Origin of the sequence: Actinoplanes philippinensis, from assembly GCF_900113015.1 — a bacterium.
In the GTDB taxonomy this organism is placed as follows: Bacteria; Actinomycetota; Actinomycetes; order Mycobacteriales; family Micromonosporaceae; genus Actinoplanes; species Actinoplanes philippinensis.
This window is the reverse complement of the sequence record NZ_FONV01000003.1, coordinates 477805-493306: the sequence shown is the minus strand read 5'-3', so window position 1 is coordinate 493306 and position 15502 is coordinate 477805. Positions and strand designations below refer to the sequence as shown.

Below are 15502 nucleotides of genomic sequence, written 5' to 3'. Positions count from 1 at the left end.
GCCTCAGCCGGGTGGGTCGGTTACCGGACCGAAACGGTCATGGAACGGATCAGTAGGCTTGCCCTTGACAGCTCATGATCTGCGGGAGGGCACACTCGTGCGGCTCGGACTCAGCCTCGGATACCAGACGGCGTGGAGCACGCCCGCCGATCACCTCGCGATGGCCAGGGAGGCGGACCGGCTCGGCTACTCCGTTCTCTGGGCGGCCGAGGCGTACGGCTCGGACACGGTCAGCATGCTGGGCTGGATCGCCGGCCAGACCGAGCGGATCGACCTGGGCGCGGCCGTCATGCAGATCCCGGCGCGCACGCCGGCGATGACCGCGATGACCGCGGCCACCCTCGACACGCTCTCCGGCGGCCGGTTCCGGCTGGGCCTCGGCGTCTCCGGGCCCCAGGTCTCCGAGGGGTGGCACGGTGTGCGATTCGCCAAACCCCTCGGGCGTACGCGGGAGTACGTCGACGTGGTGAAGCTGGCGCTGGCCCGCGAACCGGTGTCGTACCAGGGCGAGCACCACCAGCTGCCGTTGCCGGGCGGCGCGGGGAAGGCGCTGAAGCTCGGGTTCCGCCCGCTGCGCTCGGACATCCCGATCTACCTGGCCGCGGTCGGCCCGAAGAACCTGGAGCTGGCCGGCGAGGTCGCCGACGGCTGGCTGGGCATCTTCGTCGCCCCGGACGCGGCCGGCGACCAGCTGGCGCAGATCGCCGCCGGCCGGGCCCGGGTGGGCAAGGACCTGTCCGGGTTCGACGTGGTCGCCTCGGCGCCCGTGGTGATCGGCGACGACCTGGACGCGTGTGCCGACGTGGTCCGGCCGTACGCGGCGCTCTACGTCGGCGGCATGGGCAGCCGCGAGCAGAACTTCTACAACGGCATCGCGGTCCGGATGGGCTACGCCGACGAGGCGAAACTGGTCCAGGACCTCTATCTGAGCAGGCGTCCGGCCGAGGCAGCCGCGGCGGTGCCGCGGGACTTCATCGAGAGGACCTCCATCATCGGTACGCGTGAGCACGTCGTCAGACGCATCCGGGAGTACGCGGAGGCCGGCGTCGGGACCCTGTCGATCAGCCCGTACGTCGGCGACCTGAAGAGCGGCCTGGACACGCTGCGGATCGTCGCCGAGGCGTACGCCGAGTCGGGCGTGGCGAGCTAGTGGCCACCGTCCTGCTGCTCCGGCACGGCCGGACCACCGCGAACGCGTCCGGCGGACTGGCCGGCCGGCAGCCGGTCGAGCTCGACGACACCGGCCGTGAGCAGGCCGCCCGGGCCGGCGAGCGGCTGAAGGAGCTGCCGCTGGCCACGGTGGTGAGCAGCCCGCTGATCCGCTGCCGGCAGACCCTGGAGCTGGCCACCCCGGGCATCGAGCCGGTCCTGGAGGACGGGCTGATCGAGTGCGGGTACGGCGACTGGGAGGGCCGCCCGCTCAAGGAGCTGGCCAAGGACCCGTTGTGGCCGGTCGTCCAGCACCACCCGAGCGCCGTGGTCTTCCCGAACGGCGAGGCGATGGCCGCGATGTCGGCGCGCGCGGTGGCGGCGGTCCGGTCCTGGGACGCCCGGGTGACCGAGGAGCACGGGCCGGAGGCGGTCTGGCTGGCGTGCAGCCACGGCGATGTGATCAAGGCCATCGTGGCCGACGCGCTGGGGCTGCACCTCGACCAGTTCCAGCGGATCGTGGCCGACCCGGCATCGATCACGGTCATTCGATACACGCCGGGCCGCCCGTTCGTGGTGCGCGTCAACGAGACCGGTGAGCTGGCGTCGCTCGTACCCCCGAAATCGGACGGCCGGGAGAAGGCCGCGGACAGTGACGCGGCGGTCGGTGGTGGCGCCGGAGGCGGTGTCTGACGACGCTCCGTGATCGACGCATCGCCGCAGCGTGCACCCCTTTGCGCCCTCGGCGAACCGGGGACCTTGGCCCGCGCGCTCGTCCGCTTGGATGGTTAGGGTTGTCGGCATGACCCACCAAGTGCATGCCTTCGAGCCGCCCGAGCGGTTCGTCGCCGGAACGGTGGGCGAGCCGGGGGACCGCACTTTCTATCTCCAGGCCCGCGGTGGCGGCCGGGTGATCAGCGTGGCGCTGGAGAAGGTCCAGGTGTCGCTGCTCGCCGAGAAGCTCGAGGAGCTCCTGCTCGAGGCCAGCAAGAGGTTCGGCGTCACGCTGCCGGAAGAGCCACTGCTGGCCGTGCACGACAACGAGCCCCTCGACACCCCGGTCGACGAGGAGTTCCGGGTCGGCACCCTGGGCCTGGCGTTCGACGTCGACACCAGCACCGTCGTGATCGAGGCGATCGAGGCCGGTGAGCCGGAGCCCGACCTGATCGGCGAGTCCCTCGGCGACGAGGACGACGACGACGATGACGACGATGACGAGCCCGACGACGACCTCGACCGGCTCCGGGTGCGGCTGACCCCCGACGCGACCCGCGCGTTCATCGACCGGGCCCGCCGCGTGGTGGCCGCCGGCCGCCCGCCGTGCCCGCTCTGCGGCCAGCCGCTCGACCCGGCCGGCCACCTCTGCCCCCGGCACAACGGCTACCACCGGTGACAGCGGAGCCCACGCACGTGCTTGCCGAGGCCGATGCGCTCGCGCTGCTGGAGCGGGGCCGGATCGAGATCGAGGGGCGGCTCGCCGACGCCTCCAACACCACCCTGCGCGCCGAGATCACCCTCGACGGGCTGACCCGCCGCTGCGTCTACAAGCCGGTCCGCGGCGAGCGCCCCCTGTGGGACTTCCCGGACGGGACCCTCGCCGGCCGGGAGGTGTCGGCCTACCTGGTGTCCCGGGCCACCGGGTGGGATGTGGTGCCCCCCACCATCCTGCGTGACGGGCCGCTCGGGCCGGGCGCTCTGCAGCTGTGGATCGACGAGCCCGAGCAGGTCGGCGCGCTGATCGGTTTCGTCCCGGCCTACGACGTGCCCTCCGGCTGGTTCCCGGTGGCGGCGGCCCGCGACGACGACGGCGACGCCTACGCCCTGGCCCACGCCGACGACCCCCGCCTGGCCCGCCTGGCCGTCTTCGACGCGGTCATCAACAACGCCGACCGCAAGGGCGGCCACGTGCTCTACCCGGCGAGCGGCGGCGTGCACGGCGTCGACCACGGGGTCAGCTTCCACGTGGAGAACAAGTTGCGCACGGTCCTGTGGGGCTGGACCGGCAAGCCGCTGCCCGCCGACGCCGGTGAGGTCCTCACCCGCCTGCGGGAGCAGTTGGCGGGGGCGCTCGGGGAGCAGCTCGAGGAGCACCTGACCATCTCCGAGGTCCAGCACGTCGGCCTCCGGGTCAAGCGGTTGCTGCGGGCGGCCCGCTTCCCGAAGCCACCGACCGACTGGCCGGCCATCCCCTGGCCACCGATCTAGATCCCCTTGCCGGTCTGTCCGGCCAACCCCGCTCCCAGCTGTCTCTTGCTGCCAGCCCTGTCCGGCCGTTCCTGGCCTGAGTTGTCTCTTCGGGGTGGGCCTGTGCGGCCGTTCCTGGCTTGACCTCTTCCTGTCGGGTCTGCCTGGCGGTTCCTGGCCTGAGTTGTCTCTTCGGGGTGGGCCTGCCCGGCCGTTCCTGGCCTGACGTCGAGCGTTCTCTCGGGCCTTTCTGGCCATTCCCTGACCAACGATCTTGATCGGGCCGGGGCCGTCCGGCCATCACCTGGCGGCTGATCGGGAAATCCCGGTCCGGGGCCGGTGTCGGGCAGTGCCCAGCCGGCCGTCCGGGTTGCCCGGCCGGGCCTGCTCGCCGCGGGAAGCTTGAGGTTTAGCTCACGCCCCGGGTTCTTGGTCTGGGGTGCCGTTTAGGCTCCGAGCATGGATGCTTGGACCGGTCACGACGTACCTGCCCTCCCGGACACGCCGGGGCGTGGCCCGCTGCGGCTCTACGACACGGCGCGGGCGTCGGTGCAGCCCAGCGCCCCCTCCGGCAGCGCCTCGATGTATGTCTGCGGCATCACGCCGTATGACGCGACGCACCTCGGCCACGCCGCCACGATGATCACGTTCGACCTGGTCAACCGGATGTGGCGCGACCAGGGCCTCGACGTCCGTTATGTGCAGAACGTGACGGACATCGACGATCCGCTGCTGGAGCGGGCCGAGCGCGACGGCGAGGACTGGCTGGTCCTGGCCATGCGCGAGACCGCTCTCTTCCGGGAGGACATGGAGGCGCTGCGGATCATCCCGCCGGCCCACTACGTCGGCGCGGTCGAGTCCATCCCGTCGATCGTCACCCACGTCCAGGATCTGGTGGAGCGCGGTGCGGCATACCGCCTCGACGACGGCACCGGCGATGTCTACTTCGACCTGACGGCTGCGCCGCGATTCGGGTACGAGTCACGCCTGTCCCGTACGGAGATGCTCGTCCTCTCCGCCGAGCGCGGCGGCGACCCGGACCGCGCCGGCAAACGCGACCCGCTCGACCCGCTGCTGTGGCGCGGCGCCCGCGACGGCGAGCCCGTGTGGGACGGCGCCGAGCTCGGGCCCGGCCGTCCCGGCTGGCACATCGAGTGCGCCACCATCGCGCTGAACCTGCTCGGCGACACGATCGACGTGCAGGGCGGCGGCAGTGACCTGCTCTACCCGCATCACGAGTGCTCGGCCGCCCACGCCGAGGTCCTGACCGGCGCCGAGCCGTTCGCCTCGCACTACGTGCACGCCGGGATGATCGGCCTCGACGGCGAGAAGATGTCCAAGTCCCGCGGCAACCTGGTCTTCGTGTCCCGGCTGCGCGGCGACGGCGTGGACCCGATGGCGGTGCGCCTCGGCCTGCTCGCCGGCCACTACCGCTCCGACCGCGACTGGACCGACGACGTGCTCAAGGCCGGCCAGCAGCGGCTGGCCCGCTGGCGTGAGGCGGCGGCTGCCCCGTCCGGCCCGTCCGGCGCGGGCCTGCTCGGCGCGGTGCGCGAGGCGCTCACCAACGACCTGGACGCGCCGGCGGCGCTGGCGGTCGTCGACGCGTGGGTGGACGCGGCCCTGTCCGGCGCGGGCGACGATGCAGAGGCCCCCGACGTGCTGGTGAAGACGGTGGACGCCCTGCTGGGAGTGCGTTTGTAAGAAGTCCACAGTGCCCCCGCCCGATGTCCCGGGCGGGGGTTTTCTGCGTTTGCCTGCACGGAGGACGAAGATCCCCGCGAGACCCTAGCCCGGAAGAATGATCTGGGGTCATCAGACCACGAAATGGTGAAAGATAGCGTTTTGTTCCTCTCAAATACGCGCGAAACGGACTTAAGGGGTCCAGACTTTCCCCAAGCAACCAACCGTTGAAGGGAAACATCATGCGTCGCGCTCTGTACCTAGGCGGCATCTTCCTGACCACCGGCGCTGCCGTCGCCTTGGCCGCCCCCGCCCAAGCCGCCGACGGTGACTGCTTCAGTGGCTGCGCCGCCGAATACGGCTACGTGCAGTCCGTATCCGTCGACTGTGGCTTCGGCTACTTCGACGCCTGCGGCAGTGGCGACAACTACTACTCGGACAAGTCCATCGAGCAGAACGGCCTGCTCAACGTCGGCCTGATCGACAGCAAGCTGGTCGACAGCCCGATCAGCGGTCTCCTCTGAGGAGGCTGAACGGGCCGATCCACAACATGGCCTGAAACCGTGAACGACTGATGCCCGGGGCGCTCCAGGTGCCTCGGGCATCAGTCGTTTCTGACTCCCGCACCGCTCGGTCCGCTCGCACCCCTCGGCCACTTCTTCGCTTGCGTCACCCTCGTGGCACCAGGCTCCGTCCGCGCTGCTCGCGCCGTCCGGTCCGCCCGCTCCGCTCTCTCCAATGCCGCAACTGCACCCACTCCGCCCCGCCGCTGTGCCCTTTTCGCCCCACCTTGGCCCTGTCCCTCCCGCCCGCCGCCCGCCTCGGCCGTGCCCTTTCCGCCCCCGCCTCGCCGTGCCCTTCCGCCCCCGCCTCGCCGTGCCCTTCCGCCCCCGCCTCGGCCGGGCCCTTTCCGCCCCGCCGCCGTGCCCTCTCCATACACGCCGCTACACCTCTGCTCTGCCCTCCGCCGCTCCGGCTGAACGGTCACAGCAGTTCGGCATCGTGGACGAGCAGGGCGATCTGCACACGATTGTTGAGGTCGAGTCTGCTCAGCAGGCGCGACACGTGGCCTTTGACCGTCGGCAGGCTCAGCTGAAGGTCGGCGGCGATCTCCGCGTTGGACCGGCCGTGGCCGACCAGGACGGCGACCTCGCGTTCCCGATCGGTGAGTTCGGACAGACGAGCCCGGGCGGAAGCGCAGCGCGTGCCGGCGGCGGGATCGGCGACGTGATCGATCAGCCGGCGGATGACACTCGGGGACAGAGTGCCGGCTCCCGCCGCAACAGACCGGACCGCCGCCAGAATCTCCCGGGGCGGCGTGTCCTTCAGCAGGAATCCGCTGGCACCGCCCCGCAACGCCTCGAGGACATACTCGTCGACGTCGAACGTGGTCAGCACGATGACCTGGGGCGCCCCACCGCGACTCCGGATCCGGCGGGTGGCGACCAGCCCGTCGACCCGAGGCATCCGGATGTCCATGAGAATCACATCCGGCCAGTGCGCATCAGCGGCCACGACCGCCTCCGCGCCGTCCCCGGCCTCCGCCACCACCTCGATGTCCGGCGACCCGCCGACCAGAATCCGGAGCCCCGCTCGAACCAGCGGATCGTCATCGACGATCGCCAGCCGGATCGGTCGCACACCCTCGTCCCCGTCGTCCTCCCGCCGCCCGGCCCGCGAATGCAGGCTCAGCTCGGGACGTGATTGCAGGCCCGACGCGACACCTGGTAGCGGTCCCTGCTCGGGGCCCGCCTGCGAACCCGCTCCGGGACCTGGCCGCGGGCCGTGCCCGGCACCGAACTGAAAGCCCAGCCCCGATCCTGGCCGGGCAGCCGAATGCGAGGCGAGACCCGGAGACGAAGGCTGCCCGGCACTCACTGAAGGACTGCGGCCGGCGGGAACCGGGCGCGAGGAGGTCGAGGACGGGATCACGCCGGCCATGGCAGCTCCGCCTCCAGGTGGAACGCGTCGCGGACCGGGCCGTGGGTGACGTGACCGCCGGCGAGAGCGACCCGCTCACCGATGCCGACCAGGCCGCGCCCGCCGGAGACGTGGCCAGGGGATCGCGCGTGGGCCGTACCGGAAAGGGGGTTGATGATCGTGATGCGCAGGACCCGGCCTGCCTCGCCTGCCAGCCGCACGGTGGCGGCCGGGCCCGAACCGTGCCGGTGGGCGTTCGTCAGCCCCTCCTGAACGATCCGGTACGCGGTGCGGCCGAGCTGTGCGGGCGGGCCGTCGGCCGGCACACCGTTGACGTAGTCCACCGTCATGCCGGCGGCGCGGGCGTTGCTGATCAGGTCGCCCATGTCGGCCAGGCCCGGCTGCGGTGGCTCAGGCCGCGAGCTGGGCACGCCGATCACCGATCGCAACTCCTCGAGCGCCTCGTGCGCGCTGCTGCGGATCGCCCCGGCGGCGATCGACAACTCCTCCGGGGAGACCGCGGCCCGCACCTCCAGCGCCCCGGCGTGCAGGCTGATCAGGGACATCCGGTGAGCCAGGACGTCGTGGGTCTCGCGGGCGATGCGGGCGCGCTCGGTGAGCCGGGCCTTCTCCTCGCGGAGCGTCTGCTCGGCCTCCAATCGCGCCGCATGATCTCGCAACGACGTGGTCAACCGCCGGTTGGCCTGCACGAACAGACCCCAGCCCAGTGCCGCCGCGGTGATCACCGACCGCACCACCAGGTCCATCCACAGCCCGGAGGCCGGATTGTCGTGAAGCAGGAAGTAGACCGCGCCAGTGCCGATGTTGACCACGCCGGCCGGCAGCAGCACCGGTGGCCGGCGCCGGATCGCCAGAGTGAACAGCGCCACGATGATCGGCCCGGTAGCGGTCACCGAGACCGCTCCGAGTGGCAGCAAACCCACGGTGACGGCCAGAGGGTGCCGGCGGCGGGCGAGCAGAGCGGCGGCGCCGAGCACGCCGATCGCCAGATCGGCCTGCCACACGAGCACCGCACCGGGCCGGGTCGCGTCACCGAGCATCATCATCACCGTGCCGTAGAACAGGGCGAGGACGACGGCGATGGTGTCGGCGACCCGGTCCCTGAAGTTGGCCCGGCTCGAGCCGGGATCGGGCACCAGGAGCGCGAAGAACATGCGGCAAGGTTAGGTCTGACTAAAGTATTTCTGGCAGCTACCAAAGTATGTTCCTGGTCTATTCCTTCGGCCGCTGCGGCATCGACCATCGGCGACGCAAGCTTCCCGGCATGACACCGATCCGGATCGCCGCGCTCCTCCTACCCGCCGCCTGGGGCGTGATCGCCGCGTTGTGGACGCCGCGCGGGCCGCTGACCGGCGCGGAGGCTCTGTGGTCGGTCGTGATCAGCGCCGGCGTCGGCGTCCTGGCCGGGTGGGCGGCGCGGTCGCGGTGGGCGATCCTCCTGACCCCTGTGGTGTACGTGTCCGTGCTGGAGCTGGCCCGGGCGGCGGTGTCCGGCCCGTCCGTGGACCTGCCACGCGCCACCCCGATCGGGATCCTCGTCCTGCTCACCGGCCGCGGGATGCACGGTCTGCTGGCCCTGCTCCCGATGGCGATCGGCGCCGCGTTCGGGCACCGCCGCCCAGCCCGGACCAGGGCGCGCCGGGTCGCCGGCCGGGTGGTGACAGGGCTGGCCACGACACTGGCGGTGGGACTGGCGGTCGCTGTCGCGGTGCCCGCCCGTACCGATGCCGTGCCCGGTGGAATCGCCGAGCTGAGCCGGGCCGGCGACCTCGCGGTGATGATCCGGGGCAGGTCCCCACGCCTGCCGGTGCTGCTGTATGTCCCAGGACCACCCGGCGGTTCGGACACCGGGACCATGCGCACCCGTCTCGCGGGTCTCGAGGACCACTTCGTGGTCGCCACTCTGGACCGGCGCGGTGGGGGAGCGTCGGCGGGCGCGCTGGGCAGATCCGCCACGATCAGCCTGGACGGTGAGGTCGCCGACATCCTCACCGTCACCGATCATCTGCGGCAGCGGTTCGGCCGGGACCGGATCGTCCTGCTCGGCCACTCCGGCGGATCGATCCCGGCGATCCTGGCCGCCCGGCGGCACCCCGAGCGGTACACCGCCTACATCGGCACCGGCCAGGCCGTGAACCTGCGCGACTCGGACCGGATGTTCTACACCGACGTGCTGGCCTGGGCGCGGGCCGGTGGTCGGACCGGCTTGGTGGAGCAACTGGAACGGCAGGGCCCGCCACCGTGGCCCCGCGCCTACGACTACGAGCCGTTCCTGCTGTACGCCACGCAGGCCTATGGGCTGCCGGCCCCACCGTTCGACCTCGGCGTCGAGGAATACACGCTCCTGCAGAAGGCGCACTTCATGACGACGATGCTCGACACCTGGGACGCTCTCTACCCACGCCTGCAGGACGTGGACCTGCACCGCGATGTGCCGGACCTGCTGATCCCGGCGTATTTCGTACAGGGCGGACGGGAGATGCGCGGCCTGGCCGTGCCGTTCGCGTCCTGGTATGCGGCGTTGCGATCACCCGACAAACGGCTCGTGACATTCCCGGAGGCGGGCCACCGCCCGATGGCCGAGGAACCGGGCCACTTCATCGAGACGCTGGCCGCCCTGGTGCCGGCCTGACCCGAGGCGTGCCACCGACCACACCCCGCCCGAGTGGGGTGCGCAATGGACCCGGCCGCCGAAACTCGGCCGCAGAGGGCCTATACCAAGAGGGCTGCCGACCGCAGAGAGCGAAAGCCTCCCTCTGCGAGACGAAGCGTGAGAGGAGTAGCCGTGGACGAGGGAACCAGCCCAGAGAAGCGAGCGGCGAGGGATAAGTCGCGAGTGGCCAGCGGCACGAGGCCAGCCTTGGGAAGCAGCGGCGATAGGCAAGTCACGAGGTTGTTCTCCATACGGGGCCGACCGTGAGGGCGCCGGCCCCGTTCGAGTCCCGGTCGCCCGACAGAAATCGGCCGACCGATAGGGGCTGGCTGGCCGACAGGGGCCCGGCCGCCCGGCAGGGACCGGCTGGCCGGCAGGGACCGGCCGCCCGGCAGGGACCGGCCGCCCGGCAGGGGCTGGCCGCCTGGCAGGGGCTGGCCGCCTGGCAGGGGCTGGCCGCCTGGCAGGGACCGGCTGACCGGCAGGGGCTGGCCGCCCGATAGGGACCGGCCGACCGACCGGTGGCGGCAGGCCGGAAGGGACCGGCCGGCCGCCAGGGAAACGCCGAGATCAGGCCAGCGCCAGACCGGGATCCGGATCGGGATCAGGAGTCGGCCCCGGAATGCGGTACTCCTCGGTGAGCGTCGTCATCGGCCCCGGCCACGTGGCCTGTGCCACCTCGATCGGCTTGCGGGTCTCGTCGAAGGCGACATGCAGCAGATGCAGCACCGGCGTGTCCGGCCGGATCTGCAGGATCTCGGCTTCCTCCCGGCTCGGCTGGCGCGCGCTGATCGTGTCGGTCGCCGACGTGTACCGGCGGTCGAGCACCTCCTCCGCCTCCTGGTAGAGGGGCCGCCCGAAGGCTTCGTGCCGTTCCAGTGAGGTGCCGCTGGCGTCGGTGACCCGGAACCACGACGCGCCGACCTCGACGGTGGCGTCGTCGGTGCGCACCACATGCCGCCGGACCAGCATCTCCGTGCCGTCGCGGACCCCGAAGGCGTCGGCCACCTCGGGCGGCGCGGCTTCCCGGCCGACGCCGGTGAGCTGCTGGCGGTATCGGGCGGCGAGATCGGCGTGGTAGCCACGGTGCGCGCCGTACCGGCCGCGGGAGAGGCGGTTGAGGCGGCGGCGGGTGCCGCGCACGTACGTACCCGATCCGGGTTTGGTGATCAGGATGCCCTCGACCCGCAGCTGGTCGACGGTGCGCTGCACGGTCTGTTTGGCGACGCCGAACATTTCCGCCATGGCGGGGATGGACGGCAGCCGTTCGCCCGGCTGCCAGTCGCCGCGCCGGATGCGTTCCCGCAGCTGGGCCGCGATCTGCCGATGCGGGAACTCGGCGGCGCCCGGATTGATGCTCATGACCGACTCCTTCCAGCTAGGTTCCTAGGATGCGTCAGGAAGTGAGAGGTCAGCGAGTCGACACGCCCGGCCGACCGTGAATGAATTCGTCTATCAGCTACAAGGCTGTCAGGCATCTGGCGGACAGGGGCGATCAGGCCCATACTGAATTGACGTTAAGGGATGTGGGGGTCACACAAAGAGGCGGCGACCAGTAGCCGCTGGCCGCCGCCCAGGCCTCTCGTCCGTGGAGGAGGAGAGCCGTGTCAAAAGCCATCTTCATGCAGTCCTCCTCCTGTGTGCAACCCGCGAGGGTGTGCAAGCCCGAGAGGAGGGATGGGAATTGCCGGTCTTCTACCGAGGTCCACGCGCCGTCATCACTCACCATGTCGTCGAGGTGTCCAGGGAGCACCGCCGGTTGTTCATGGTGGCCGAGATGAGCGACGTCCACATCGTCCGGTTCGATCCCGGCGCGGACGATGCCGGGCGGCACATCGCCGGAGTCTCGGCGCTGGTGGCGGCCGTGGTGGCGGTGCCCGTGGTGGGTCCCGCTTCGATGCTCCTGACGGTCGTGGTCGCCGGGGCGCTGAGCGCCGGCGCGGTGGTCTGCCTGCGACCGCGCAACGCGTGCTGGTGGCAGGTGCGAGCCGGGTACCGCGGCGCCGTGGTGGAGGTCTTCTCGTCGCGGGACGAGAGGGAGTTCGCCGGGTTCTGCCGGGGGCTGGTGAGATCGCTCGAATACGCGGAGGCGTGACGGGTGGTTCACCATACGGTCTGCGGTATATTTCGGCGGTCTTGAGCAATACCGCACTCTGCAGTGTCGCAATCAAGGGTGATTAGCGGCTTTTGGGTTGGTGGGGGCTGAATGTCGGTCGCGCGTGACGACCTTCCCGCAGTGTCGCGGCGGCGGGTGCGGTTGGCGTTGCGCGCGGCCCGGGAGCGCACCGGTCTCAGCCAGAGCGAGGTCGCCAAGAAGCTGGGCTGGTCCCTTTCCAAGGTGCAGCGGATCGAGTTGGGCGAGGTCACGATCTCGCCCACTGATCTGCGCGCCGTCCTGGTCGACATCTATCAGCTCACCGACGAGGCGCTGATCACCGAGCTGGTCGAGCAGGCCCGGGTCGCCCGCCGGGAGCGTTACTGGACGGCCCCAGAGCACCGCGACCATCTGCCGCCGGGGCTTCTGCAGCTGTTGCAGTTCGAGCAGGCCGCGACCTCGATCCGGGAGTATCAGTCCACTCTGGTGCCGGGGCATCTGCAGACCTCGGCGGTCGTTGATGCGACGCTGGCGTGGTTCGACCGGATGCTCAGTGACGACGCGCGCCGGGTGCTGCGTGACGTCCGTCTGACCCGGCGCGAGCGCATGATCACGCGGCCCGGTGGCCCGGACTATCTGCTGCTGCTCGATGAGTCGGCCCTGTGGCGGGTGGTCGGTGATCCGGCGATCACCGCCGACCAGTTCGAGTATCTCGCCGAGGTGGCGCAGCGGCCTAACATGCACATTCGTGTGCTGCCGATGGACAACGGCACCTTGATGGGGACGTTCGGGGCCTTCGTCGTCCTGGACTTGAGCGATCAGCCCGACGATGCCGTGCTGTATCGAGAGACGTATCTACATGACGAGATCGTCGAGGATGCCGGTGAGGTCGCCTACCACCGTGACGTCTTCGACCGTTTCTGGCGCCGGGCGCTCGACGAGGAGGCGAGCAGAACATTGGTTTTGGCTCGGGTTTTCGACCTCAGAGCACGGATAGCCAGGACCCTCGGCCAAGATCAGGGCAAGGAGTCCTGAGGTTTCCGTGGAGAGAGGTTGAGATGGAAGACACCACAACGGCGTGGCGGCGCAGCACCTTCTGTGCTTCTGGATCATGTGTGGAGATCGCGCACGTCGACGATCTCGTGAAGTTGCGTGACAGCAAGAACCCCGAGTTGCCGCCGGTCGTCTTCACTCTTCGGGAGTGGACCGGTTTCCAGGAACGTGTTCTGGCGATCGGGAAGTCGTCCTAGCGGTTCGTCCGGATCGGGCGTCCCGGCGGGGCCGCCCGATCCTCCGTCTCCTACCAGGAGCCGGCCGTCGGGCCCGCCGAGCCGCCGCGCCGCCGCAGGTACTTCTCGAACTCGCTGGCGATCTCGTCACCGGTGAGCGGCTGGATCCCCGCGTCGCCGACCCGCTCCTCCAGCTCCCGCACATACTCCCCGAGCTCCGCGTCCTGCTCGGCGGCGGCGCGCACCCGCTTCTCCCACTCGTCGGCCTGCTCGGCCAGGTCGGCCATCGGCACCGGCAGGTCGAGCACGTCCTCGATGCGGCTGAGCAGTGACAGCGTAGCCTTGGGGCAGGGTGGGTTGTTGGCGTAGTGGGGCACGTGCACCCAGAACGACAACGCGTCCAGCTCGGCGCGGGTGGCCGCCTCCTGCAGCACCCCGACGATGCCGGTCGGACCGTCGTAGCGGGTGGGCACGACCTTGTACTTCTCGGCGGTGTCGCGGTCGCTGGCGGTGCCGCTGATCGGCAGGGGCCGGGTGTACGGCACGTCAGCCAGCAGCGCCCCGAGCAGCACGATCCGGTTGACCTCGAGACTGTGGCAGATCTCCAGCACGTTCTCGCAGAAGGTGCGCCACCGCATGCTCGGCTCGATGCCGCGGATCAGGACCACGTCACGGTCGGCGCCGGGCGGGCTGGCCACGGTGAACCGGGTGGTGGGCCATTCGATCTTCCGCGTCTCGCCCTCGGCCATGGTGATGGTGGGCCGGCTGACCTGGAAGTCGTAGAAGTCCTCGGGATCGATGCTGGTGACCTCGCGGGCTTCCCAGACCTGCTCGAGGTGTTCCACGGCCGCGGTCGAAGCGTCCGCCGCATCGTTCCACCCCTCGAAGGCGGCGATGGCCACGGGGGATCGGAGCAGCGGAAGGCCGTCGAACTCAGTCATGGAACACAGCCTACGTGCGGCCGCGGGAACCTACCCGGCGGCCGCGCCGGGCCACCTGAGGCATCGATCAGCCTCATCATCGATACCACCCACCAAGTCGCATTTATACGGGCATAATCGTCATATGGCCGACCATGTGGATCAGGTGCTCGGGCCCACCGACGACACCGTCAGCTTCTTCCAGGCGCGCGGCATGTTCTATGTGACGGCGCTCTGGGTCCTGGCCGCCGCCTGGTTGCCGATGCTGCTGATCACCCTGGGGGTACGGGTGGCCGCCGGCTACCGTCCGCGCCCCGCCGACATCGTGGTCTTCGCCGAGTTCACCCTGATCGTCCCGGCTGTCGTCGCGGCCGCCCTGATGCTGGCCGTCTGGCGCCGTCTCGGCTGGCTGCACACGTCGGTGCACGGACTCGACTTCGCCGCGACCGGCCGGCGCCCGATCCACCTGCCGTGGTCCGGCATCGCCGCGGTGGCCCTGCACGGCCGGGGGCCGTTCACCGAGTTGGTGATCGTCCCGATCGCCGAGGACTACGCCTCCGAGCTTCCCGGCAAGGGTGGCCCGCCCCGGGTGCGACGACGGGGCGGCGAGTTCGCGTACATCATCGATGTGGGTCTGATGTCACCCGGACCGGAGGTCCTCCTCGCCGAGCTGCACCGCCGCGTCCCCAGCAAGGTTTGACAGACGCCGGAGGCGCGGTTAGCTTTTAACTCGTTCGTTAATTAACGAAGGAGTTAAGTGAAGTGACCGACCGGCTCAGCGTGATCTTCTCGGCGCTGGCCGACCCCACCCGCCGCGCGATCCTGGCCCGCCTCGCCGAGGGCGAGGCCACCGTGACCGAGCTGGCCGAGCCGTTCGACATCAGCCTCCCGGCGATCTCCCGGCATCTGAAGGTGCTGGAGGCCGCGGGCCTGATCTCCCGCAGCCGGTCCGCGCAGTGGCGGTCCAGTCGTCTCGAGGCGGCGCCGCTGCGCGAGGCCACCGCGTGGATGGAGCGGTATCGCCGGTTCTGGGACGACAACTTCACCCGCCTCGACGCCCACCTCAAACGCCTCCAGGAGGACGACTCGTGACCGATCTCGTCATCACCCGCATCTTCGACGCCCCGCGCCACCTGGTGTATCGGGCGTTCACCGACCCCGACCAGCTGGCCGCGTGGTTCGGGCCGGTCGGCTGGTCGGTGCCGCGCGACACCGTCGAACTCGATGTGCGCCCCGGCGGCAAACAGGTCTTCACCATGGTCAACGACGACGATCCGGCGATGTCCTCCCCGGTGAACGCGACGTTCGTCGAAGTCGTCGAGAACGAACTGCTCGTCGGCGAGGAGGACGTCAGCCACATCCCCGACTTCGGCGCCGACAAGCTGCGCCTGACCATCGAGTTCCACGACGAGGAGGGCGGCCGCACCCGCCTGGTCGTCACGCAGAGCCCGTTCCCCACCGAGATGGCCGACGGCGCCCGCGAAGGCTGGGGCTCCAGCTTCACCAAACTCGACAAGATCCTCTCCTGACGAGCGGTCCGCTCACCGCCCGGCGGGGGTTGACGATCCCTATGGGGTACGGACGGAACCGCCCCACCGACCTACCCCTCTCGCCCCCACGAGGCGACGGCGCTGCCCACTCCCGGCCG

17 protein-coding genes are annotated in these 15502 nt (G+C 70.4%); 13 read left to right on the top strand and 4 right to left on the bottom strand.

Annotation, left to right across the window (positions count from 1 at the left end; translation table 11 throughout):
- Nucleotides 1–97 precede the first annotated feature (97 nt).
- The 6 genes from BM290_RS09140 to BM290_RS09115 all read left to right on the top strand — a co-directional run bounded on the left by BM290_RS09140 (nucleotide 98) and on the right by BM290_RS09115 (nucleotide 5540).
- The gene (locus BM290_RS09140; RefSeq protein WP_093611988.1) at nucleotides 98–1150 is read left to right on the top strand and encodes an LLM class F420-dependent oxidoreductase; all 1053 of its coding nucleotides are present in this window, start codon (nucleotides 98–100) and stop codon (nucleotides 1148–1150) included.
- Nucleotides 1150–1842: a histidine phosphatase family protein gene (locus BM290_RS09135; protein WP_093611986.1), complete on the top strand. Its 693-nt coding sequence runs from the start codon at nucleotides 1150–1152 to the stop codon at nucleotides 1840–1842. The genes BM290_RS09140 and BM290_RS09135 overlap by 1 nt, the downstream gene beginning before the upstream one ends.
- 109 nt (nucleotides 1843–1951) lie before the next feature.
- The gene (locus BM290_RS09130) at nucleotides 1952–2542 is read left to right on the top strand and encodes a DUF3090 domain-containing protein (RefSeq protein ID WP_093611984.1); all 591 of its coding nucleotides are present in this window, start codon (nucleotides 1952–1954) and stop codon (nucleotides 2540–2542) included.
- Nucleotides 2539–3354: an SCO1664 family protein gene (locus tag BM290_RS09125; RefSeq protein ID WP_093611982.1), complete on the top strand. Its 816-nt coding sequence runs from the start codon at nucleotides 2539–2541 to the stop codon at nucleotides 3352–3354. The genes BM290_RS09130 and BM290_RS09125 overlap by 4 nt, the downstream gene beginning before the upstream one ends.
- A gap of 438 nt (nucleotides 3355–3792) precedes the next feature.
- Complete coding sequence (mshC, locus tag BM290_RS09120; RefSeq protein WP_093611980.1) at nucleotides 3793–5037, top strand: cysteine--1-D-myo-inosityl 2-amino-2-deoxy-alpha-D-glucopyranoside ligase; 1245 nt, start codon at nucleotides 3793–3795, stop codon at nucleotides 5035–5037.
- Nucleotides 5038–5258: 221 nt separating this feature from the next.
- The gene (locus tag BM290_RS09115; RefSeq protein WP_093611978.1) at nucleotides 5259–5540 is read left to right on the top strand and encodes a hypothetical protein; all 282 of its coding nucleotides are present in this window, start codon (nucleotides 5259–5261) and stop codon (nucleotides 5538–5540) included.
- Nucleotides 5541–6000: 460 nt separating this feature from the next.
- On the opposite strand, the gene BM290_RS09110 is transcribed toward BM290_RS09115, so the two are convergent.
- Nucleotides 6001–6657, bottom strand: a complete 657-nt coding sequence (locus BM290_RS09110; RefSeq protein WP_093611976.1) for a response regulator — start codon at nucleotides 6655–6657, stop codon at nucleotides 6001–6003.
- A 287-nt stretch (nucleotides 6658–6944) separates the two neighbouring features.
- On the bottom strand, nucleotides 6945–8111 hold the full coding sequence (locus BM290_RS09105) for a sensor histidine kinase (RefSeq protein ID WP_093611974.1): 1167 nt from the start codon (nucleotides 8109–8111) through the stop codon (nucleotides 6945–6947).
- A 110-nt stretch (nucleotides 8112–8221) separates the two neighbouring features.
- Between BM290_RS09105 and BM290_RS09100 the strand changes: the two genes are divergently transcribed.
- Entirely contained in the window at nucleotides 8222–9589 is a 1368-nt protein-coding gene (locus BM290_RS09100; RefSeq protein ID WP_093612460.1) for an alpha/beta fold hydrolase, read from the top strand.
- Nucleotides 9590–10180: 591 nt separating this feature from the next.
- Here BM290_RS09100 and BM290_RS09095 read toward each other — a convergent pair.
- A complete protein-coding gene (locus BM290_RS09095; RefSeq protein ID WP_093611972.1) occupies nucleotides 10181–10972 on the bottom strand; it encodes a GntR family transcriptional regulator in 792 nt (263 codons plus the stop codon).
- A 226-nt stretch (nucleotides 10973–11198) separates the two neighbouring features.
- Here BM290_RS09095 and BM290_RS09090 point away from each other — a divergent pair, with 226 nt between their 5' ends.
- From BM290_RS09090 to BM290_RS09080, 3 genes are all read left to right on the top strand, one after another.
- A complete protein-coding gene (locus BM290_RS09090; RefSeq protein ID WP_342352042.1) occupies nucleotides 11199–11705 on the top strand; it encodes a DUF6232 family protein in 507 nt (168 codons plus the stop codon).
- Nucleotides 11706–11816: 111 nt separating this feature from the next.
- Nucleotides 11817–12740 carry a helix-turn-helix domain-containing protein gene (locus tag BM290_RS09085; RefSeq protein ID WP_093611968.1) on the top strand — a complete coding sequence of 308 codons (924 nt, stop codon included), beginning with the start codon at nucleotides 11817–11819 and terminating at the stop codon, nucleotides 12738–12740.
- A gap of 23 nt (nucleotides 12741–12763) precedes the next feature.
- Complete coding sequence (locus BM290_RS09080) at nucleotides 12764–12955, top strand: DUF397 domain-containing protein (protein WP_093611966.1); 192 nt, start codon at nucleotides 12764–12766, stop codon at nucleotides 12953–12955.
- Nucleotides 12956–13005: 50 nt separating this feature from the next.
- Here BM290_RS09080 and BM290_RS09075 read toward each other — a convergent pair whose 3' ends face one another.
- Entirely contained in the window at nucleotides 13006–13875 is an 870-nt protein-coding gene (locus tag BM290_RS09075) for a PAC2 family protein (protein WP_093611964.1), read from the bottom strand.
- 124 nt (nucleotides 13876–13999) lie between these two features.
- Here BM290_RS09075 and BM290_RS09070 point away from each other — a divergent pair, with 124 nt between their 5' ends.
- The 3 genes from BM290_RS09070 to BM290_RS09060 all read left to right on the top strand — a co-directional run bounded on the left by BM290_RS09070 (nucleotide 14000) and on the right by BM290_RS09060 (nucleotide 15383).
- Nucleotides 14000–14554, top strand: a complete 555-nt coding sequence (locus BM290_RS09070) for a hypothetical protein (RefSeq protein WP_093611962.1) — start codon at nucleotides 14000–14002, stop codon at nucleotides 14552–14554.
- Between the two features lie 62 nt (nucleotides 14555–14616).
- The gene (locus BM290_RS09065) at nucleotides 14617–14946 is read left to right on the top strand and encodes an ArsR/SmtB family transcription factor (protein WP_093611960.1); all 330 of its coding nucleotides are present in this window, start codon (nucleotides 14617–14619) and stop codon (nucleotides 14944–14946) included.
- On the top strand, nucleotides 14943–15383 hold the full coding sequence (locus BM290_RS09060) for an SRPBCC family protein (protein WP_093611958.1): 441 nt from the start codon (nucleotides 14943–14945) through the stop codon (nucleotides 15381–15383). The genes BM290_RS09065 and BM290_RS09060 overlap by 4 nt, the downstream gene beginning before the upstream one ends.
- Nucleotides 15384–15502 lie beyond the last annotated feature (119 nt).

Coding starts and splice junctions, on each gene's coding strand:
- BM290_RS09075 (WP_093611964.1), bottom strand. CDS start 13,875: ATGACTGAGTTCGACGGCCTTCCGCTGCTCCGATCCCCCGTGGCCATC.
- BM290_RS09105 (WP_093611974.1), bottom strand. CDS start 8,111: ATGTTCTTCGCGCTCCTGGTGCCCGATCCCGGCTCGAGCCGGGCCAAC.
- BM290_RS09070 (WP_093611962.1), top strand. CDS start 14,000: ATGGCCGACCATGTGGATCAGGTGCTCGGGCCCACCGACGACACCGTC.
- BM290_RS09095 (WP_093611972.1), bottom strand. CDS start 10,972: ATGAGCATCAATCCGGGCGCCGCCGAGTTCCCGCATCGGCAGATCGCG.
- BM290_RS09100 (WP_093612460.1), top strand. CDS start 8,222: ATGACACCGATCCGGATCGCCGCGCTCCTCCTACCCGCCGCCTGGGGC.
- BM290_RS09080 (WP_093611966.1), top strand. CDS start 12,764: ATGGAAGACACCACAACGGCGTGGCGGCGCAGCACCTTCTGTGCTTCT.
- BM290_RS09130 (WP_093611984.1), top strand. CDS start 1,952: ATGACCCACCAAGTGCATGCCTTCGAGCCGCCCGAGCGGTTCGTCGCC.
- mshC (WP_093611980.1), top strand. CDS start 3,793: ATGGATGCTTGGACCGGTCACGACGTACCTGCCCTCCCGGACACGCCG.
- BM290_RS09115 (WP_093611978.1), top strand. CDS start 5,259: ATGCGTCGCGCTCTGTACCTAGGCGGCATCTTCCTGACCACCGGCGCT.
- BM290_RS09085 (WP_093611968.1), top strand. CDS start 11,817: ATGTCGGTCGCGCGTGACGACCTTCCCGCAGTGTCGCGGCGGCGGGTG.